At 27.9% G+C, this 21002-nt stretch carries 24 protein-coding genes; 20 read left to right on the forward strand and 4 right to left on the reverse strand.

The features are described 5' to 3' along the window. Positions 1–2: 2 nt before the first annotated feature. The 4 genes from def to IBJ83_RS00805 all read left to right on the forward strand — a co-directional run bounded on the left by def (position 3) and on the right by IBJ83_RS00805 (position 4015). A complete protein-coding gene (gene def / locus IBJ83_RS00790; protein WP_201274966.1) occupies positions 3–497 on the forward strand; it encodes a peptide deformylase in 495 nt (164 codons plus the stop codon). Further along, the gene (fmt, locus tag IBJ83_RS00795) at positions 497–1420 is read left to right on the forward strand and encodes a methionyl-tRNA formyltransferase (RefSeq protein ID WP_201274967.1); all 924 of its coding nucleotides are present in this window, start codon (positions 497–499) and stop codon (positions 1418–1420) included. The genes def and fmt overlap by 1 nt, the downstream gene beginning before the upstream one ends. Next, positions 1420–2724, forward strand: a complete 1305-nt coding sequence (gene rsmB / locus IBJ83_RS00800; protein WP_201274968.1) for a 16S rRNA (cytosine(967)-C(5))-methyltransferase RsmB — start codon at positions 1420–1422, stop codon at positions 2722–2724. Before fmt ends, rsmB begins: the two co-directional genes overlap by 1 nt. Positions 2725–2878: 154 nt before the next feature. Continuing rightward, a complete protein-coding gene (locus IBJ83_RS00805; RefSeq protein ID WP_201274969.1) occupies positions 2879–4015 on the forward strand; it encodes an MFS transporter in 1137 nt (378 codons plus the stop codon). A 63-nt stretch (positions 4016–4078) separates the two neighbouring features. On the opposite strand, the gene IBJ83_RS00810 is transcribed toward IBJ83_RS00805, so the two are convergent. Then, entirely contained in the window at positions 4079–4585 is a 507-nt protein-coding gene (locus tag IBJ83_RS00810) for a Bsp6I family type II restriction endonuclease (protein WP_057257257.1), read from the reverse strand. A gap of 131 nt (positions 4586–4716) precedes the next feature. On the opposite strand from IBJ83_RS00810, the gene dcm reads away from it, so the two are divergent. After that, positions 4717–5757, forward strand: a complete 1041-nt coding sequence (gene dcm, locus IBJ83_RS00815) for a DNA cytosine methyltransferase (protein ID WP_231698820.1) — start codon at positions 4717–4719, stop codon at positions 5755–5757. Between the two features lie 29 nt (positions 5758–5786). Here the strand turns inward: dcm and IBJ83_RS00820 are convergent, their stop codons facing one another. The 3 genes from IBJ83_RS00820 to mreB all read right to left on the reverse strand — a co-directional run bounded on the left by IBJ83_RS00820 (position 5787) and on the right by mreB (position 9118). Next, a complete protein-coding gene (locus IBJ83_RS00820) occupies positions 5787–6875 on the reverse strand; it encodes a sulfurtransferase (RefSeq protein ID WP_201274970.1) in 1089 nt (362 codons plus the stop codon). A 280-nt stretch (positions 6876–7155) separates the two neighbouring features. Continuing rightward, a complete protein-coding gene (locus tag IBJ83_RS00825; protein ID WP_201274971.1) occupies positions 7156–8058 on the reverse strand; it encodes a TIGR01212 family radical SAM protein in 903 nt (300 codons plus the stop codon). A gap of 1 nt (position 8059) precedes the next feature. Then, positions 8060–9118, reverse strand: a complete 1059-nt coding sequence (mreB, locus tag IBJ83_RS00830) for a rod shape-determining protein (RefSeq protein ID WP_201274972.1) — start codon at positions 9116–9118, stop codon at positions 8060–8062. A 194-nt stretch (positions 9119–9312) separates the two neighbouring features. On the opposite strand from mreB, the gene IBJ83_RS00835 reads away from it, so the two are divergent. From IBJ83_RS00835 to pepD, 15 genes are all read left to right on the forward strand, one after another. After that, positions 9313–10605 (forward strand): NAD(P)H-dependent oxidoreductase, encoded by a 1293-nt coding sequence (locus IBJ83_RS00835; RefSeq protein WP_201274973.1) that lies wholly within the window; start codon positions 9313–9315, stop codon positions 10603–10605. An 8-nt stretch (positions 10606–10613) separates the two neighbouring features. After that, complete coding sequence (locus tag IBJ83_RS00840; RefSeq protein WP_201274974.1) at positions 10614–11630, forward strand: hypothetical protein; 1017 nt, start codon at positions 10614–10616, stop codon at positions 11628–11630. 3 nt (positions 11631–11633) lie between these two features. Then, positions 11634–11915 carry a DUF3343 domain-containing protein gene (locus IBJ83_RS00845; protein ID WP_308578099.1) on the forward strand — a complete coding sequence of 94 codons (282 nt, stop codon included), beginning with the start codon at positions 11634–11636 and terminating at the stop codon, positions 11913–11915. Further along, complete coding sequence (locus IBJ83_RS00850; protein WP_201274975.1) at positions 11908–12738, forward strand: mechanosensitive ion channel family protein; 831 nt, start codon at positions 11908–11910, stop codon at positions 12736–12738. Before IBJ83_RS00845 ends, IBJ83_RS00850 begins: the two co-directional genes overlap by 8 nt. Continuing rightward, positions 12731–12940, forward strand: coding sequence for a DUF951 domain-containing protein (locus IBJ83_RS00855; RefSeq protein WP_068473066.1), 210 nt, complete (start codon positions 12731–12733; stop codon positions 12938–12940). The genes IBJ83_RS00850 and IBJ83_RS00855 overlap by 8 nt, the downstream gene beginning before the upstream one ends. A gap of 11 nt (positions 12941–12951) precedes the next feature. After that, on the forward strand, positions 12952–13473 hold the full coding sequence (locus IBJ83_RS00860; RefSeq protein WP_201274976.1) for a nitroreductase family protein: 522 nt from the start codon (positions 12952–12954) through the stop codon (positions 13471–13473). Between the two features lie 12 nt (positions 13474–13485). Further along, positions 13486–14181, forward strand: coding sequence for a DNA alkylation repair protein (locus IBJ83_RS00865; protein ID WP_201274977.1), 696 nt, complete (start codon positions 13486–13488; stop codon positions 14179–14181). A gap of 87 nt (positions 14182–14268) precedes the next feature. After that, positions 14269–15382, forward strand: a protein-coding gene (gene prfB / locus IBJ83_RS00870; protein ID WP_201274978.1) for a peptide chain release factor 2 whose coding sequence is annotated in 2 segments (ribosomal slippage) — positions 14269–14343 and positions 14345–15382 — 1113 coding nt in all. Because the reading frame shifts where the segments join, the coding sequence is not laid out codon by codon here. Between the two features lie 99 nt (positions 15383–15481). Further along, entirely contained in the window at positions 15482–16099 is a 618-nt protein-coding gene (locus IBJ83_RS00875; protein WP_201274979.1) for a regulatory protein RecX, read from the forward strand. Continuing rightward, entirely contained in the window at positions 16099–16389 is a 291-nt protein-coding gene (locus IBJ83_RS00880; RefSeq protein WP_068473053.1) for a GIY-YIG nuclease family protein, read from the forward strand. Before IBJ83_RS00875 ends, IBJ83_RS00880 begins: the two co-directional genes overlap by 1 nt. Then, positions 16379–17200 carry a hypothetical protein gene (locus IBJ83_RS00885; RefSeq protein WP_068473050.1) on the forward strand — a complete coding sequence of 274 codons (822 nt, stop codon included), beginning with the start codon at positions 16379–16381 and terminating at the stop codon, positions 17198–17200. Before IBJ83_RS00880 ends, IBJ83_RS00885 begins: the two co-directional genes overlap by 11 nt. A 9-nt stretch (positions 17201–17209) precedes the next feature. After that, positions 17210–17431 carry a YdbC family protein gene (locus IBJ83_RS00890; protein WP_068473047.1) on the forward strand — a complete coding sequence of 74 codons (222 nt, stop codon included), beginning with the start codon at positions 17210–17212 and terminating at the stop codon, positions 17429–17431. A 1-nt stretch (position 17432) separates the two neighbouring features. Beyond that, entirely contained in the window at positions 17433–18218 is a 786-nt protein-coding gene (locus tag IBJ83_RS00895) for a J domain-containing protein (RefSeq protein WP_068473045.1), read from the forward strand. A gap of 78 nt (positions 18219–18296) precedes the next feature. Next, positions 18297–19508, forward strand: a complete 1212-nt coding sequence (gene pepT / locus IBJ83_RS00900) for a peptidase T (protein ID WP_201274980.1) — start codon at positions 18297–18299, stop codon at positions 19506–19508. A 1-nt stretch (position 19509) separates the two neighbouring features. Continuing rightward, on the forward strand, positions 19510–20898 hold the full coding sequence (gene pepD, locus IBJ83_RS00905) for a beta-Ala-His dipeptidase (RefSeq protein ID WP_201274981.1): 1389 nt from the start codon (positions 19510–19512) through the stop codon (positions 20896–20898). Positions 20899–21002 lie beyond the last annotated feature (104 nt).

Consider the following 21002-nt stretch of genomic DNA (forward strand, 5'->3'; position numbering starts at 1 on the left):
AAATGGCATTAAGAAATGTTAGAATTGATGGCGATCCTGTTCTTAGAAAAAAGGCAAGGAAAGTCGAAGTTATAGATGATAAAATAAAAAATCTACTAGAAGATATGGTAGAAACTATGTATGTTTCAGATGGAGTTGGACTTGCATGTCCTCAAATTGGAATTTTAAAAAGACTTGTAACAATTGATGTTGGAGATGAACATGGACTTTTAAAAATGATAAATCCTGAAATTTTAGAAGTTTCCGGAGAACAAGTTGGACCTGAAGGTTGTCTTTCAATTCCCGATGTGAGAGGTTTTGTAAAAAGACCTGAAAAAGTAAAATTCAAATATACAGATATTGATGGAAACGAACAAATTATAGATGCAACAGGTCTTTTAGCCGTTTGTGTGTGTCATGAGATTGACCATTTGAATGGAGTTCTATTTACAGACTTGAGCTTAGAGGGCGAAGAGGCTGAAATGTACGAAAAACTATATTACGGTGAGGAAGAATAATGAAAAAAATAATTTTTATGGGAACTCCTGATTTTGCAGTTCCACCTTTGGAAGTTTTGAATGAAAATTTTGAAATTTCTTTAGTTGTTTCTCAAAAAGATAAACTTAGAAACAGAAAAAAATTATTACCGACACCAGTAAAGCAAAAGGCATTAGAGCTGGGTCTTGAAGTTATAACACCGGATAGTGTAAAAAGTGATGAATTTTTTGAAATTGTAAAAAAAATAAATCCGGATTTCATTGTTGTAGTTGCTTTCGGACAAATAATTGACAAGCGATTAATTGACTTTATGCAAGGAAAAATTTTAAATATTCACGCCTCAATTTTGCCTGAGCTTAGAGGCTCTGCACCGATAAACTGGGCTATTGTGAATGGTTTAGAAAAAACCGGCGTTAGCATTATGTCAATTGACGTTGGACTTGATACAGGAGATGTTTTAGATATTGAAGAAACTGAAATTTCTGATTTAGATAATCTTGAAACACTTTATGAAAGACTTTCAAAAATGGGTTCCACTTTGATTGTTGAAACTATGAATGACTTTGAAAATAAATATAAAAATAGAATTAAGCAGGGAGATAATTTTTCCTATGCTCCGATGATTAAAAAGGAAATGGGAAAATTAAACTTTAATGATACTTCAAGAAATATTTTTAACAAAATAAGAGGTTTTTATAATTGGCCAAGTACATTTTGTAAATATATGGGAGAGAATATAAAAGTTCATAGAGCTGAAATTGGAACAGAAAGTCCTGATATAGAGGTTGGAACAATTTTTAAAACTTCAAAAGATGCAATTTTTGTTAAAACAGTTGACGGTAGCATAAAACTTTTGGAAATTCAATTTGCTGGAAAGAAAAGAGTTTTAGTTAAAGACTATCTTCGTGGAAATTCTATAAAAGTTGGAGAAATTTTAAGCTAATGAGAAAAATTGCAGTTGAAATTCTTTGTGAAATCAAAGATGAAAATTCAAACTCTACAAATTTATTGAATAAAAATGCAAAAAATATTTCTGAATTGGATAGTAAATTTTTAAGAGAAATAGTTTATGGAACATTGGAAAATCGGATTTATTTAGACTATATAATCAAAAAACTTTGCAAACTTAGAATAAAAAAATTCAATCCATATATTTTAAATATTTTACGAATTTCAATCTATCAAATTTTATTTATGGATAAAATTCCGGAATTTGCAATAATAAATGAGGCAGTTAATCTAACAAAAACTTTTAAATTAAAGAAGTTTTCGTCCTTTGTAAACGGCTCACTTAGAAACTTTTTAAGAAATAAAGAAGATTTTACAAAAATAGAAACAGAAAATTTAGAAGAAAAATTTGCTATAAAATATTCTACGAACATTGATGTTGTAAAAATTTTACTTGAAGATTATGGAAAAGATGAAACTTTGAAAATTCTTGAAAGCTCTATGGATAGACCACATTTTGCGATAAGAATATCATCTTTTGAAAAAAGTGAAGAGGAAGTTATTTCAGATTTAAAAAATTTTGGATATAAACTAAAAAAATCGGATATTTCAAAATTAACATACTTTGTAGAAAATCCAACCAATATATTGGAAACAGAAAGTTTTAGAAATGGAGATTTTACAGTTCAAGACGTTGGAAGTATTTTGACAGGAGAAGTTTTAGCTCCAAAAGAGAATTCAAAAGTTTTGGATATTTGTTCGGCTCCCGGTGGAAAAACTTGTCATCTCGCTTTTCAAATGAAAAATACCGGAGAAATTTTTGCCAACGATATTGTAAAAAGCAAATTAATAAAGATAGAAGAGAATTGTAAAAGACTTAATATAAAAAATGTAAAATTATTAAATTTTGACGCATCAGTTTATAAAGAAGAACTTAAAGAACAATTTGACTATATACTATGTGATGTAATCTGCTCCGGAGTTGGCGTTATGGACAGAAAGCCTGAAATAAAATTATTTAGAAGTAGAGAAACAATCGAAGAAATAATTTCTTTACAAAGAAAAATTTTTGACAATGTAGTCGAATATCTAAAAGTCGGTGGAGAAATAGTTTATAGCACTTGTTCAGTTTTAAAATGTGAAAATGAAGAAAATGTAAAATATTTCTTAGACAAACATAAAAATTTGAAGATAAAAGAAGTAAAATTTTTAGAAAAAGAAGAAAAATTTATAAAATTATTACCTGAAAAACAAAAACATAACGGATTTTTTATAGTTAAGTTTTATAAAGAAGGATAAAAGATTGAGGTTAAAACTTCAGTCTTTTTTTATTGAAATAAGATTTTATATGATGTATAATAAATTTAATTGATTTTGTAAATTGTATAAAGGAGAGATAAAATGTAGAGATTATTAAATTTTGGGTTTAAAATTTAATATATGTGAGGTAGAGATGAAAAATTTTAAAGATAAGCTGTTTTGTTTGAAAGGTTATTACTTTTTTTCAAGCTTAGTTTTTTATGCTCCTGTGGCGCTTTTGATTAGAACTTCCAGAGGTGTAAGCATTTCAGAATTTTTTATTTTGCAGGCGATTTTGTCTTTTGGTATTTTTATCTTTGAAATTCCTTTTGGAATAATTACAGATAAAATCGGCTATAAAAATTCTATAATTATTTCACATTTCTCTATGTTATTAGCTAGGATAATACTTTTGTTTTCTTTTAGCTTTGAGTTTTTTGTGCTTGAAGCTATACTTGAGGCAGTTGGCTTTGCTTTTGCTTCGGGAACTATAATTGGTTATGAATATGAAATTATAGGTGAGGAAAATTTTGCAGTGAAATCTTCTGTTCTTGGTAATTACTCAACTGTTGGCTTTATAGCTTCAACGATAAGTTTTTACTTTATGAATAAATATTTCGGACAAAATTTTCTAATAATTTTTACAATTATTTCAACTTTTATTTCTTTTTTATTCACATTGTTTTTAGAAAAAGAAAAAAGTTTTGAAAAAGATGATACCAAATTGAATTTCAAAAGTATTTTAAATAAATATTTAATCATTTTTATGTTGTTTAACGGAATGATTAGCATAACATTTATTTTGATAAATTTCTTTTATGTAGTCATTTTACAAAATATAAATTTAAGTGAAAACTATATGACTTTCGTTATTTTGTTATATTCTGTAATCGGACTTTTGAGTCCCAAAATTATAAAAATTTTTGGAGAAGTCAAACTAAAAAGAAATTTGTTTATATTTTTGACTATGAGTTCTGTTTTACTCATATCGTTAATTTTAATAAAAAATATTTTTGTTATATTGCCAATGACTTTTTTACCAATGTTAATTGGAATTGTTGAAACATATTTTTCAAAGGTTGAAAATCGATATGTAGATAGTTTGAATGACAAAAACAGAGCAACGATTTTATCTACTTTCAGTATGGGAGCGAATGTTGTTGACTTCGGATTTTTATTTGTTTCAGCAAAACTAGCTGAGAATAGTTTAAATTATAGTTTTATTTTTGTTAGTATATTACTTTTGATATTTGGATTATTTTTTGCTGTAACAAAATTCATAGAAGAATAGAGAAATGTTAAAGGAGCTTTTTATAAAGCTCCTTTATTGTTCCCATATGTTTATTATTTTTATTTAGTAAAAACTATAATTTCCGGATATCATATCAACAACAGCATAAGGATTTAAATTATATTTTTCAATATAATTACTTATTATAGAAAATCGAGGTCTTCTTCCTTCTAATTGTTGTTGTTTAAAAGTTTGTTTTTTATTTACGTGTACATCATAAAGTTCGTCAATTGGAATTCTATACAAATACAATTTATCTTCATCTTGATCTAACCTTGCAAATTCTAAAATATCAAATTCACTTGTTGGACCAAAACTTGTTAAATCACTATTAAAATTTGAACTTCCTTTTATTTGAACTTTTAAATCCATATTTTCAGTGAAAGCATCTTCTGACCCTGCTCCCAAACTATGATAATAATTATTAACATAGCAAACTATAAATTCTGAAAATACTTCATGAAAGTTTACACCTCTAGAATATAAACTTTTTATATTATTATTTAAATTTTTCCATAAAGGATATTGAGATATAATTTTTTTATACTCTGTTTCTGTTATTTTTTTCATAATACTCCTTTTGTATGGGAACGATATAATATTATCAGAAAAATAATATATTTACAAAGCGGCACGCCGCTTTATTTTTTTTTTATTTTTTGATATAATATATAATAATTAATAGTAGAGGGTGTGATATTATGTATAGAGTGGCTAGTTTATTTGCTGGTGTTGGAGGAATAGATTTAGGATTTGAAATGACTAAACAATTTAAAACTGTTTGGGCAAATGAATATGATAAAAATGCGATATTAACATATTTAGAAAATTTTTCTACAATTTTATGTGAAAAAGATATTAGAGAAGTTGATATAGATGAAATACCTGATATAGATATATTATTATCAGGATTTCCTTGTACTGCATTTAGTGTCGCTGGATATAGAAAAGGATTTGAAGATGAAAATACAGGGGACTTGTTTTTTGAAACTCTTAGAATTATTAAAGCAAAAAAACCAAAAGTGATTTTTCTTGAAAATGTTAAGAATTTAGTTAGTCATGATAACGGAAAAACTTTTATAATTATCAAAGATGCATTAGAAAAGAATGGGTATAACATTAAATATCAAGTATTAAATGCTAAAGACTATGGTGATATACCACAAAATAGAGAAAGGATATATATCGTAGGATTTAGAGATGAAATAGCTTTTCAGAATTTTGAGTTTCCTTTTCCGATAAAATTAAAAAAGAGTATTAGTGATATGCTAGAACCCGATATTAAAGATTCCATTTTTTATTATTCAAGAGATAAAAATAAATTCTATGATATTCTAGAAAGAGACATGGTAAAAAATAATACTATATATCAGTGGAGAAGGCGTTATGTAAGAGAAAATAAAAGTAATGTTTGTCCTACATTAACTGCTAATATGGGAACAGGAGGACATAATGTTCCGTTAATAAGGACAGATAGAGGAATTAGAAAATTAACTCCTAGAGAATGTTTTAATTTTCAAGGGTATCCAATTGAATATAAATTGCCTAAAATTGCAAATTCTCATCTGTATAAACAAGCAGGTAATTCGGTAGTAGTTCCGGTGATTAATAGAATAGCTATAAATATACTTAATGCATTAGAAAATAGTAATAGTTTATTTGAAAATAAAGTAATGAGTTATCTAAAGAGTAAAGGTATTGTATCATATGATGATTTTATTAATTTAATAGAGAAATGTTAAAGGAGCTTTGAAAAAAGCTCCTTTTAAAATTATTCTTTACATGCAGGGTCTTTGCTTGCTTTATCTTTTGACAAGTCTCCAACTTTTTTATATTCTACATCTTTTGATTTAGGATCTCCAATTTGAACTGGAAGTTTGTCATCCATTTGCCATTGATTCCAACCGCCATCATATAAACTCGCGTTTAATCCATTTTCATGAGCAAGTAAAAATGCAACAGAGCCTCTCCAACCAGTTCCACAATAGAAACTCATTTGTTTATCAGTAGAAATTCCTTGTTCTTCCCACATTTTTTTGATTTCAGAAAAATCTTTATATTTTCCGTCAGAATTAATATAGAAATCCATTGAATCCTTATCATGACCTGCTTTTCCCCATAAAGCACCTTTAGGTTCTCCAGCTCTAGGTATATAAGTATAACCACTTTCTTTTCCTAACCATTCATTTTCACTTCTAATTGAAATTAATTGGAAATTATTGTCTTTTCCAAGTTTTTCTTTAACAGTTTCTATTGAAGTTATATATTCTGGGTGAGCAGGAACCTTTGTTTTGAATTCTTTAACAGGAGTAGGTTTAGTTTCTTCTTTTTCTACCGGGTAGTTTTTATCTGTCCAGCTTTTTAAACCACCATTTAAAATTTTTACATTTTCAACTCCTGCATATAGATATGCTGTGGCAACTCTAGCACATCCTGTATTTTGTCCATAAAGAATAACGGTAGTATCTTTATCTATTCCATAATTTAATAAACTTTTTTCTAATTCTTCAGGGCTTCTTAAATTCCACACAGGTTCTTTTTCAACAGTATCTGTGTTTATATGAATTGCACCTTTTATATGATTTTTTAAATAGTCAGGACTTTTATCAACTTCTCCCCAAGAAACTTCGGCTATTACAAAGTTTTTTACGTCTTTCACTTTTCCATCAAGAACGTCTTTAACATAGTTTGCATCAACAAAGACAGTTTCTTTTGAAACTTTTTTCGCAGTTGATTTTTTTTCTTCTTTCTTTTCGGTTTGCTTTACATCTGTTTTCTTTTCGTCTTCTTTTTTTGAACAAGCACAAAAAACTCCAAGTACCAAACATAAAACTAACAGTTTTTTTAAATGTTTTTTCATTACACACTCTCCTAAATTTATTACAATTAAAAATTACAAATAAGTTATTTTTTTATCATAATAATAAAATTTATAATTATTAATTGTTTTTTTATTATACAATAAAATAAAAACTTTGTAAATAGAGGAGTTTTTAAATTTTCAATTTTAATAAAAGTATTAATATGTCTTTTATTATTAACATAATAATATCACCCTTCGGCTATACTTTGTATCGGATGGAGACATGAGAACCTTGTTGTTTCACAATAAAAATCTCACTATTGTATAAAAAGTGAGATTATGATTTATAATTTATTCCTTGATATGAATTTTTTTGTTTTAATATTTTTCCAACTTCACCAATTGTTTTAATTTTATCTTTTGACCATAAGGGAGCGATTAATTTTGTTTTGTCGCCGTCGCCTGTTAGTCTGTGAATTATGATTTCTTTATCTAAATTTTCTATTGCCATAATTAAAGCATCTACATATTCATTCCAAGTCAAAACTTTGAATTTATTTTGTAAATAATCTTCATACAATTCACAATCATTTTGAATGAAAAGGCTGTGAATTTTAATTCCCCAAGGTTTTTGTGAGTTTACATAGTCGATAGTATTTTTAAAATCCTTTTGGTTTTCGTTTGGCAGACCGAAAATTATATGAAAAATAGTTTTTATATTTAATTCTTTTAATTTTTTTACACAATTTTCAAAAGTTTCCGTACTGTATCCAATATTCATATTATTTCTTGTTTTTTCATTTGAGCTTTGTAATCCAAGTTCAATCCAAACTTCAATTTTTTCATTCAGTTCTGCAAGCAAATTATATATTTCTTCATTAAAACAATCAGCCCTTGTTGCTATTGACAATACTTTTACACTCGGGAAATTTATCGCCTCATAATACATTTGTCTAAGCTGTTCTATTGGTAAAAATGTATTTGTATAGCTTTGAAAGTATGCGATATATCCTTTATCGACATTTTTATCTTTTAAAAATTTTATCTGAGCATTTAACTGTTCTGTTATGGATTTTCGTTTTGTTGTAAATTCACCACTTCCGTTTTCAGAGCAAAATTTACAACCACTTTTACCATTTTTTCTATTCGGACAAGAAAACCCTCCGTCAATGGAGAGTTTTAAAAGTTTTGAGCCAAATTTTTCCTTTAGATAAGAACTTAAAGTGTTATATCTTTCCATATTATCTCTTTCTTAATTGTTCCTTTTGTTCTAAGACATGTCTTTTTAACTCATCTAAATATTCTATTTCATCATTTGAAAAATCAACATTTTTCAAGAATCTTCCTGCACCTTTTATTACCATTAATTCAGGATTTTCAGGATTTATTACATCTAATCTTGTTCTGTCGGTTATTAATTCAACAAAGCCGGGAATTAATGATGAGCCACCTGTTAGAATCAATCCCTTTTCAAAAAGGTCTGCAATCAATTCCGGTGGAGTTTTTTCTAAAGTTTCAGTTATTGCATTTAAAATTTTATTTAAAGTCATTCCAATTGCATGTGAAATATCTGAACTATTTACAAAAATATGCATAGGAAGTCCGTTCATTACATTTCTTCCCTTTACTTCATACATTTCTCCGTCGCTAGTTGGATAAGCAGTTGCAATGGAAAGTTTTATAATTTCAGCAGTATTTTCTCCAATCAACATATTATATCTTGTACGAATAAAGTCTGCGATTGCTTCGTCAACTGTGTTTCCGCCAATACTTAAACTTTTTGCAATTATAATTTCTCCATTTGAAATTACAGAAATATCTGTCTTTCCTGCTCCAATATCCACAACCATAGTTCCTGAAGGGTCATTTATATTTATGCCACAACCTATTGCTGCAGCGATTGTTTGTTCCAAGAGTACAACATTGTTTGCTCCGGCAAGTTTAACTGCTTGAGTTATTGCTCTTTTTTGTACTTGAGTTAATTCACTTGCAATACAAACTAAAACATTCGGTCTAAAAAAGTTTTTTCCAATAGATTTTTTAATTGCTCTTTTTATGATTGCTTCTGTTACGTTAAAATCTACAATATTTCCGGCGACTAAAGGTCTTTTTGCAACTACATTACCGGGAACACGTCCTAATAATTTTTTTGCAGTTTCTCCGTAAGAAATTATTTTATTTTTATATGTATCCATAGTAACTATTGATGGCTCGTTTACTATTACACCTTTATTTTCTACGAAAGTCGTTACTTTTGATGTTCCAAAATCAATAGCAAGAGTTTTTCTAAAATATTTCATAATATCTCCTAATATAATTTTTATTTTACTTATGTTAATTATTTAATTTAAAGCACATTTTACATTATGCTATTATAATTTTACACTAAAATTAGTATATAGTAAAGTAGGAGTTTAATTATTAAAAAAATTTGATAAATTTGTTGTAGTGTAGTAAAATAAGAATGATAAAATTAATAATATGGAGGACTTTTATGTTTAGAATGAAAAACAAACTTAATAGTTTATATAATGCAAATAAAGAGGTTAAGTTTGCTCTTATCGGAGCTGGAAAGATGGGTAAAGGACTTGTTAATCAACTTTCAAGAGTTAAAGGTTTAACAAGCGCCGTTGTAATTGATGAAAAGCCTGAAAAAGCTATGGACGCTCTTCTTTCTTCCGGAATTAGAAAGTCGGATATAACTACAAGTGATAATATAAAAATAATAGAAAATTCTATAAAAAATGGAATGTATGTAGTTTCTGATGACTATTCCATTGCTTGTAAATTACAAGATATTAAAGGAGTTGTTGACGCAACGGGTAATCCTCCTTTTGGTGCCGTTCTTGCGATGGAGGCAATCGAAAATAGAAAACATACAATTATGTTAAATGTTGAATGTGATGCTGTTATTGGACCTTATTTATACAATTTAGCCAAAAAGAAAAATGTAATTTATACCGGTTCTGCCGGAGATGAACCGGGTGCAATTATGGAGCTTGCAGACTTTGTTTTAGGTGCAGGTTTTAAACTTCTTGCTGTCGGTAAAGGAAAGAACAATCCACTTAATTATTATATTACTGAAGATGATGTTAGAGAAGAGGCCATTTCAAAAGGTCTTTATCCAAAAATGCTTGCAGGTTTTATTGACGGAACAAATACAATGATTGAATTGACAAGTGCAGCTAATGCTTTGGGTTTTGTTCCTGATGTTATTGGTTGTCATGGGCCAACAACTACACCGAATGAGCTTGGAAAATTATTTTCTTTAAAAGAACAAGGTGGAATTTTAAATAACTATAAAACGGTAGATTTTGCTTTTGGAGTTGCTCCGGGAGTTTATGCAATAGTTACAAGTGATAGTGATGAAGTACATGACCTAATGAAGTATTTAAAAATGGGTGAAGGACCTAACTATGCAATTTACAGACCATATCACTTAACAAGTTTAGAAACACCGATTACAATTTACAATGCAATCGTTGAAAAAGAGTCAACTATTGTTCCTGCTTGTGGACAAGTTTCAGATACTGTTACAGTTGCAAAAAGAGATTTGAAAGCTGGAGAAATTTTAGAGGGAATTGGTGGAAAGTCTGTTTTTGGTACAATAACAAGCCATGCAGACCAAAAAAATAGAAATCTTTTACCGATTGCTATGATTACTAAGAAAACAAAATTAAAAGTTGATGTAAAAAAAGATGAGCTTATAACTCTGGATATGGTTGAGCTTGACGAGGAACATATCATTACAAAACTTAGAAGAAAACAAGATAAATTAGGTCTTTAGGAGAAGGTATGAAAATAATTTCTCGGTATAAAAATAAAATTGCTATCGGCATTTCTGTTGTAGCAGTTATTATTTTAATTATATTTTTGACTGTGAAATTTGGAGGAGGCTCGAATAAAGAAGTAGCCTTTGATTTTTCAAAACCATATACAAAAATTGAATTTATAAAAGATGAAATGTATATTTTTGAAAAAAATAAATTTTCACGCTTTAATAAAAATGGAAAATTAAAAACAGAAAAAGAAATTTCAAACAATGGGAAAATTAGGGTTTCTAACGATATTATATATTCTCTTATGCCTAATGAAATAATTATGTATAGTAAAAATTTTGATGAGATAAAAAAAATATCTTTAGAGAAAGAAAGTCAAGATTTTTTTATTGAAAATAATAAATTGATTTTGATAAATAATGCAAGTTTTAAAATTTTTGACGAAACTTTAACTGAAATATATTCAAATGATGATGTTCAAAGTCCGGGGTATGTTAAATTTTCAAAGGACAATAACAACTTTGTATATACAGATTATGTTAAGTCGGAAAATTCAATAAAATCGAGATTTCACATTTTAAAATTGAAAGACAAGTCAACTATTTGTGATTTCACTTTTTTTAATGAATTTATAATTGATTTTGGATTTGTAAATAATTCTGACGATAAGATTTACGTTGTTACGAATGAAAAATTATATCTTTTTGAAAAAAATATTATAAAAAATCAATATTATATAAAAAATTTAAAGGATATTATCTATGATTCCGAAAAGATTTATTTGATTTCAAACGATATAAAAGTTTTTAATGCGAAAGATTTAAAACTTGAAAAGGAAATTGCTATTGAAGGAGAATATATAAATGCTCATAATTTATCAGAAAATATTTTGTTGGTAAAAAAAAATGGGTATGTATTAGTTGACAAAAATAGTTTTAATCTAAAAGAGTTTCCTGCTGAAATCGTAGATTCAGTTGATAGTGAAAATTCTGCATATTTGATATTAAAAGATAGATATAAGAAAATAAAGTAGGAGGTGTTTATTTTGAACGAAAAGTATTTATTATTAACTTTTAATTCAGTTAATCATACAATGCAAATAGAAAAAGAACTTAAGAACTTAGAAAAGAAATTTAAAACAATTCCAACGCCTAGAGAAGTTAGTCGTTCTTGTGGACTTGCGATATTACTTGACCCAAGCGAACTTGTGACTGTAAAATCATTGAAAGAGGACGGGAAAAATGTTGATTACATTTGGTCTTTTGAAAAGACACAAGATAGAGGAAATGTAATAACGGAGATAAATATTAATGAATAAATTTTTTAAAAATTTTATTTATTCGGAGTCGCTTAAAAGTTTAATTATAAAAATAATTTTATCAGTCATAGTTTTTTTGATTGCTAAAATTATTATTTATATTTTTAAAAAAGCTCTAAAGAATTTAGTTAAAACTTATAAATCGAATGATTTTAGAAATTCTAAAAAAGTAAATTCAATTGTTTCCATATCATCAAGTGTTTTGAAATATATAATTTATTTTATTGTAATTGTGATTATACTTAGTATTTTTAATGTAAATACATTGTCCTTAATTGCAACTGCTGGAGTTGGTGGTATCATCATTGCCTTTGGAGTTCAAAGCATTATCAAAGACCTTTTTAGTGGGATTTTTATTTTACTTGACGACCAATATAATATCGGTGATGATGTAATTATAAATGATATTGCCGGAAATGTTATTACTATAAATATGAGAAATACACAGATACAAGGTTATGATGGAAGTATAAATACCATTTCAAATGGAAGTATTACTACTGTTACAAATTTAAGTAAAAATAACCAAAGATCTATTGTTACTTTCTGTTTTCCAACTGATGTGGATATTGAAAAAGTTAAGAAAATAATAAGCGATTTTTCAACTGAATTTCCAGAAAAACATAAAAGTGTAATCAAAGCTCCTGTATTTTTCGGAGTTACAGAAATGGAAAGTTATTATATAAAAATAGCTGTTGTTCTTTGGAGCAAACAGTCAACACAATGGCAAAATGAAAAAATTTTAAGAGAAGAATTATACAAAAAATTTAAAGAAAAAAATATTGAATTTTTAAAGTTCGAAAAGGGTGATAAAATTGTATAAATATCAAGTATCAGACATTGTTGTATTAAAAAAAGAGCATCCTTGCGGAACAAATAGATGGCAAATTTTACGAACCGGCATTGATATAAAATTAAAATGTTTGGGATGTGAAAGAGAAGTTTGGGTTAAGAGAATTGACTTTGAAAAAAGACTTAGAAAAGTTGAAATAGACGGAAAGCTTTATAAAGTTGCAAATCTTTAAAGGAGGTAGTTATGGATTTTTTAGAATTAGCAAAAAATAGATATTCTGTTAGAGAATTTTCTGGTAAAAAGGTTGAAAAAGAAAAGATTTTAAAAATTTTAGAATCTGCAAAAATTGCACCGACTGCAAAAAATAAACAACCGATAAAAATTTATTATTGTACAGATGATGAAAAGCTAAAACTTTTAAATGAATCATCTCCTTGTGAATACAACGCACAACTTATGTTTGTAATAACTTACAATTTGGACGAATGTTGGTACAACGAACATAGTGGCATACCAAGTGGAATAGTAGATGCGACAATAGTTGCAACACAAATGGTATTAGAGGCTGAGGACTTAGGCTTAGGCTCAGTTTATATTGGAGCTTTTGACCCTGAAATAGTTACTAAAAATTTTGAAATTCCTGAAAAAAATAAAATTGCCATGCTTTTATTTATGGGATATAAAGGAGAAAATGCTATGCCTTCTCCAATGCACGAAGAATACAAAAAAGACGAAGAATTATTTGAAGAATTAAAAATTAGATAATCAGGGGATTATATGGATAAAATATTAGAAGATTTATTTTCTTTACAAGATATTGAATATAAAAATTTTAATGCAAAACTTATTCCTACAGTAGATAAAGACTTAATAATCGGAGTTAGAACGCCTGATTTAAGAAATTATGCAAAAAAATTATTTAAAGAAGATGAAAAACGAAGCTTTAAGTTTTTAAATAGTCTTCCACATAAATATTATGAAGAAAATAATTTACATGGATTTTTAATTGAGCAAATAAAAGATTTTGATTTAGCTATGGAATATACAGAAAATTTTATTCCTTTTATAGATAATTGGGCGACTTGCGATTCTTTTTGTCCGAAAGTTTTTAAAAAATATGTAAATGAAACTTATGAAAAAATTTTACTTTGGATAAAGTCTGATAAAACTTATGTTGTTCGATATGGAATAGGACTTTTGCTTTCAAATTATTTAGATGAAAATTTTAAAGAGGAACATTTAAAAATTGTTTCAAAGATTAGGTCTGAAGAATATTATATAAATATGATGATTGCTTGGTATTTTGCCACTGCTCTAACTAAACAACAGAAGTATGCTATCAAGTTTATAGAAAATAAAAAACTTGACGATTGGACTCACAACAAAGCAATTCAAAAAGCAATAGAGAGTAGAAGAATAACTGATGAACAAAAAATATATTTAAGAAGTTTAAAAGTTAAGATAATGAGATAAAAAGAGCGAACGCTCTTTTTTTGTTGGACTTGACGAAAATATTTTAATGTTATAAAATTAGATATTATGTATATTGTTGGAGGATTAATGGAAAATCTAAGTACGGTTATCGAAAGATTGAAAAAATTACAACAAAATTTATCAGAAATCGGTGATTCACTTTGACATTTCAAAGTTAGAGGAGACTTATAGAGATTTAGAGGCTCAAACTTTAAAAGAAGATTTCTGGAATGATTCTAAAAGTGCAAAGTCAATTCTTGATAAAATGAAAAGTTTAAAATTTAAAATTGAAACTTTTACTTGTTTAAGTCAAAAAATTTCGGATTCAATAGAATTTTTAGAAATTTTATCTGATGAGGAGTTTATGGAGTATGAGAAAGAAGTTTTAAAAAATATTAAAAATATTGAAAAAGAATATTTTGCATTAAAGTTAGATACTCTAATGGTTGGAGAATATGATTCAAACAATGCTATTTTGGAAATTCATGCAGGAGCAGGGGGAACTGACGCTCAGGACTGGACAGAAATGTTACAACGTTTATATACGAGGTGGATTAGCAATAAGGGTTTTTCATTTTCCATTTTGGATTATAATTCCGATACTGAAGGGGGAATTAAGTCTGTTACTTTAAAGGTTGATGGAGAAAATGCTTATGGCTTTTTAAAGGGAGAAAAGGGCGTTCATAGGCTTGTTAGGATTTCTCCTTATGATTCATCAAATAAAAGGCATACAAGTTTTGCAAGTGTCGATGTATTTCCGGAGATTGAAGAGATTACAGATGTTGAGATAAATCCGAAAGATTTACGGATTGATACTTTCCGTTCAGGTGGAGCGGGTGGCCAGCATGTAAATAAAACGGATTCGGCTGTTAGGATAACTCATATTCCAACGGGATTAACCGTTTCTTGTCAATCCGAAAGAAGTCAAATGTTTAATAAGGATACGGCTATGAGGCAACTTGTTGCTAAACTTTTGATAATAAAACAAGAAGAAAATAGAGAAAAGATAGAGGATATTCAGGGTAAATATTCACAAATAGCTTGGGGCTCACAGATAAGGTCTTATGTTTTTCAGCCTTATACTCTTGTTAAGGACCATAGAACAGGTTATGAAACAGGAAATGTGGAGTCTGTTATAAATGGGAATATTGATGAATTTATAAATCAATATTTATGTGAATTGATTAAAAAAAGTAGGTGATTTTATGAAAAGAGAAAAAATAACTAGAGCAGTTGCTCTTATATTAGCTTTATTAATGTTAGCCGGAGTTTTTCCAACTGTTATAGGATTATTTAGATAATGTTGGTTGTTGATATAAAGTATAACAAGTCAAAGGAAGTTTTTGAAGTGATTTTTGAAGATGAAACAAAACTTCTTTTGAATTATAATATTTTTGAAAAATATAAAGTTTCTGTTGATATGGACTTTTCGGAAACAGAAATTTTGGAGATGAAATATTTTTCAGATATTGAAAGAGCAAAGTCAAGAGCGATAAATTATATTTCCGGAAAATTAAAGACAAAATATGAAGTTAGATTAAAACTTAGAGAAAATGAATTTTCAAATGAAGTAATAGATGAAGTTTTAGAAATTTTAGAAAATGAAGAATATTTGAATGACAGGCTTTATTGTGAAATTTTCATCGAGGATAAAAAAAGATTAAACGGTTATGGAAAAAATAAAATAAAATCTTTATTAATTCAAAAGGGAATTTCAAAAAGCATTTTTGAAGACTTTTTAGATAACTTTGAATATGAAGATGAATTTGATAATGCTGTTAAAATGGGTATAAAAAAGTTGAATCTATTGGCAAATGAAGAAGATAAATTTAAGAAAAAGCAGAAAATTATAAATTATTTAGCTTATAGAGGCTTTAGTTTTGATGTAATAAATGATGTTTTAAAGGAAATTTTGTGATGACTTTTGTTTATATTGTAGAGTGTAAGGACGGGAATTTTTACACCGGTTATACAACTGATTTAAAAGGACGGATTGAAAAGCATAATTTGGGACTTGGTGCAAAATACACAAGGGGAAGAACTCCTGTAAAACTTATTTATTTTGAAGTTTTTGAAACAAAGTCTGAGGCGCTTAAAAGAGAGATTAAGATAAAAAAATTAACTAGAATACAAAAAGAAAAATTAGTATTAAATTTTGATAAGAGTAAATTTTCTACTTATATGGAAGGTGATTTTAATGGTAATTAACGAAAATTTATATGAGAAATATAACAATTTAAGAGAAAATTTAGCAGAATTATTACTTTTAAAAGAGGAAATTATTTCAATTAGAAATGATTTAGTTTTAGAGGACGAAGAAAAGTTTAAACTTTTATATAAAAAAAATATAGAAAGTCTTGTAGAGGTGCAAAAACATTTAGAAAGAGATGTTATGAATCTTTTCAGGGCAAATGAAATTTTAAAAACACTTGAATTTTCAAATAATTTTGTCGATGTTAGTCAAGTATATACAATTATAAATTCTGAAAATAATAATAGCAAAAAGTTTAATTCAAACGAAGTTAAAAATTTTGTTGGACTTTTTGATGAACTTGATATTGAGGAAAACAAAAATTGTGATGATGTTTTTAAAGCTATTGCAAAGGAAATATCTCCACATACAAATAGTGAAAATTGGGATAGAGAGCTTTGGAAACAGACTTTAAAGGCAAAGGCTGACGACAGCAAAAGAACTATGAATAAGATTTTTAAGACAATCGAAGAGAAAAGATTGAATAAAAGTCCGATAGATTTTAATATTGATGAATATTCTAAAAATATTAGGACTTTGGAAAATAATTTAGAGTTTTTAGAAAGAGAAGTTAGAAATCTTGGAGAGTCTTGTAAAGATACTCTTGATGAGAAAAAAGTAAAAAAGATGACTAAATTGTTAAAAAAGGTTGAGAATAAAAAAGTTGAAATCAATCATTCAATAGAAATTTTGACAAAAATTAGAAATGGTTTAGTTGACGGCTTTATAGCATCTTTACCTGCAAATAAAAACGGAATGTTAAATTAGGAGGAGAATATGGAATTAAAATACGAAATTACAGAAGAATTAGGAGTTTTATCTGAAAATGAAAAAGGCTGGAGAAAAGAATTAAACTTAGTTAGCTGGAATGAAAGAGACGCTAAGTACGACATAAGAGATTGGAACCCAAGCCACGAAAGAATGTCTAAAGGAGTAACTCTTACAAAAGAAGAAGCTGAGGCTCTTTATGAAATTTTAAAAGAAGAATTTGGAGAATAATGTGAAAAAACTTTTTGGAAAATTTATTTTAGGTCTTTCTAAAGTTTTAGATGTAATTTTGGGAGGACTTGTAAATATTTTATCTTACATTGTAAATTTACTTAGCAGTTTATCTGTATTTTTAGTAATACTTGGAATTGGATTTTTAGCCTTAGGCTCATTTATAATTCCGTTTATACTTATAATTTTACTTGCAAGTCCGTTTTTCTGGGCAGTAATTTTTGTTTTTTTCATCGTGCCGTTTTTGGGAAAGAAATTTATTTCATTTTTAAGGTATGTTAATTATTCATTATGTGAATATTTGAATGATTACGGAAACTTTTTAATGGGAAATAACAAAAACTATTCATCTTTTAGAGAATATAAAAGAAAGTACGAAAGAGCACAAGAAGAACAAAGACAAAGAGAACGTGAAGAAAGACAAAGACGTGAAAGAGAAGAATGGGAAAGACGATTTAATTCATTTAATGAATATTTTTCACAAGGTGGTTTCTATACGAACTATCAAGGTCAAGGTTATCAAGGCTATCAAAATTATAACGGAGCCTACTCCGACCCGTACAGCGACTTTAAAAATAAATTTGAAAAGTCTTGTGATGAGTTGGAATTTAATACCTATGATATAGATTTTTACCAAGTTAAGTTGCAATACAGAAAACTTGCTAAAAAATATCACCCTGATTTGAATAGAGATGTTGACACAACAGAAAAATTTCAACAAATTAATTCAGCTTTTGAATTCTTAACAGAAGAAAATATAAAAAGATATAATCAAATGAAAAGATAGCAAAAATAACTGCTATCTTTTTTAAATTCATAAAATGTGGTAAAATAAATGTATCTTAAAAAAATTTTGGAGGTAGTTATGAATATAGTAGAACGTTTTGTTGAATATGCAAAAATTGATACGCAATCAAATCCTAAGTCTGCGACTGTTCCTTCAACAGAAAAGCAAAAAAACTTGGGAAATTTACTTGTTAAACAGTTAAAAGAAATGGGAATTGAAAATGCTCATATTGATGAAAAGGGTTATGTTTATGCACATTTAAAATCAAATGTAGAAAAAAATCTTAAAAAAGTCGGTTTTATTGCACATATGGATACTGCAACAGAACTTACCGGAGCAAATGTAAATCCACAATTTGTTGATTACAAGGGTGGAGATATAAAGTTAAATGATGAAGTAACTATGACTGTAAAGGAATTTCCTTGTTTAAATGAAGTTGTTGGAGAAAGACTTATAACAACTGACGGAAATACTTTGTTGGGTGCTGATGATAAATCAGGTATTGCAATTATTATGGATATGGTTCAAAAAATTATTTCAGAAAATTTACCACATGGGGATATTTCAATAGGTTTTACTCCTGATGAAGAAATCGGTCGTGGAGCAGACTGTTTTGACGTTAAAAAATTCGGTGCAGACTTTGCATATACAATAGACGGTGGACCTATCGGAGAACTTGAGTATGAAAGTTTTAATGCTTGTAGTGCTGTTGTGGATATTAAAGGAAAGAATGTTCACCCGGGTTCTGCAAAAGATATTATGAGAAATTCACTTATGGTTGCTCATAATCTTTTATCTATGTTACCTGCAAATGAAAGACCTGAACATACTGAAGGTTATGACGGATTTTATCATTTATTAGAAATGAATGGAGATACAGAAAATACTCATATGGAATTTATCATAAGAGATTTTGATAGAGAAAAATTTGAAAATAAAAAAGAATATATGAGAAAAATTGTTGAAGTTTTAAATTTTAAATATGATAATTCAATTAGTTTAGAACTTAAAGATTCTTATTACAATATGAGAGAAAAATTAGAAGACAGAATGGATATAATTGATCTTGCTTACAATTCAATGGTTGAGATTGGAATAACTCCAAAAATTCAAGCAATTAGAGGAGGTACTGACGGTTCAAGACTTTCATTTATGGGACTTCCTTGTCCAAATATTTTTGCAGGTGGATTTAACTTCCACGGAAGATATGAGTTCGTTCCTGTTTCATATATGGAAAAAGGCTCAGAATTACTTGTAAAAATTGTAGAAAATATTGTTAAAGGAGAATAGTATGAATTTAAAACCGGAAAGAGTTTTTCATTATTTTAGAGAGCTTTCAAACATTCCTCACGAATCACATAATGAAAAAGCTATATCAGAATATATTTATAATTTTGGTAAAAGTTTAGGACTTGAAACAAAACAAGACGATATTTTAAATGTTTATATAAGAAAACCTGCTACAAAGGGTTATGAAGATAAACCCGGAATAATTTTACAAGGACATATGGATATGGTTTGTGAAAAAGCTACAAGTTCAAATCATAATTTTGCAACAGATAAGATTGAATGGGTGCTAAAGGACGATTTGCTTTTTGCTAATGATACAACATTGGGTGCTGATGACGGTATTGCAGTTGCAATGGCAATGGCAATTTTGGAAGATGAAACTCTAGTTCATCCTGAACTTGAAGTGCTTATAACGGTTACTGAAGAAACTACAATGGCAGGGGCTTTAGGACTTGAAAAAGGACTTTTAAAAGGAAAATATCTTTTTAATATAGACTCTGAAGAAGAAGGAATTTTAACTCTTGGCTCAGCAGGAGGAACTCTATTTAAAACTAATTTGGAATTAAAATTTGAAAATAGGGAAGTAGAGCTTGTTAAACTTCATTTTGACGGATTTTTGGGTGGACATTCAGGAATGGAAATCGGAAAAAATAGAAGAAATATGATTAAAACAATCGCTGAATTTATAAAAGAAACAGGACTTTCTGTTTTAAGTATCGACTGTGGAAATAAAGATAATGCAATTCCTAGAGTTGGAGAAATTGTAATCGAAAATTCTCCAAAATTAGATGAAGTAATTGCTAAATTTGTAGAAAAATATAATGGTGAAGAACAATTGACAATAGACAAAAAGGAAGTTTTTGTAGGAAAAGTTTTAACAAATGCTTTAAAAGACACATTGGTTGAAATTTTAGAAAAATTACCAACAGGAGTAAATACAAAAGATGAAACAGGTATCATAAGTTCTTCAAACCTTGCAATTGTTCAAACCGTCCAAGATGAAATTTTAATTCGTGATTCAATTCGTTCATCATCACTTAGTATCTTAGAAGAAATGAAAACAGCATTTGCTAAAATTTCTGAAAAATTAGGATTGAATTATGAATTTTCAGGTGGTTATCCATCTTGGGAAAAGAAAGAAAATTCAACATTACAAAAATTTGCAAACAAAGTTTATAAAGACTTAACAGGAAAAGAATTTGAAAATATTATAGTTCATGCAGGACTTGAATGTGGAGCAATCTATGAAAAATATCCAAATCTTGAATTAATTTCATTTGGACCTGATATAAGAGGAGCACATACTCCAAAAGAAAATCTTTCAATTTCATCAACTAAAAGAGTTTATGACTTTACACTAAAACTAATCGAAGAAATTGCAAAAAATTAATTTTAAACATTCAAACGGAATAGGGATATTCCGTTTTTTGTGTAAAAAATCTAAAAAACATACCATTTTTGTCATTCTGAGCGAAACGTGAAGTCGAAGAATCT

The sequence above is a fragment of the Parvimonas parva genome, assembly GCF_016552165.1.
GTDB classification, from domain to species: domain Bacteria; phylum Bacillota; class Clostridia; order Tissierellales; family Peptoniphilaceae; genus Parvimonas; species Parvimonas parva.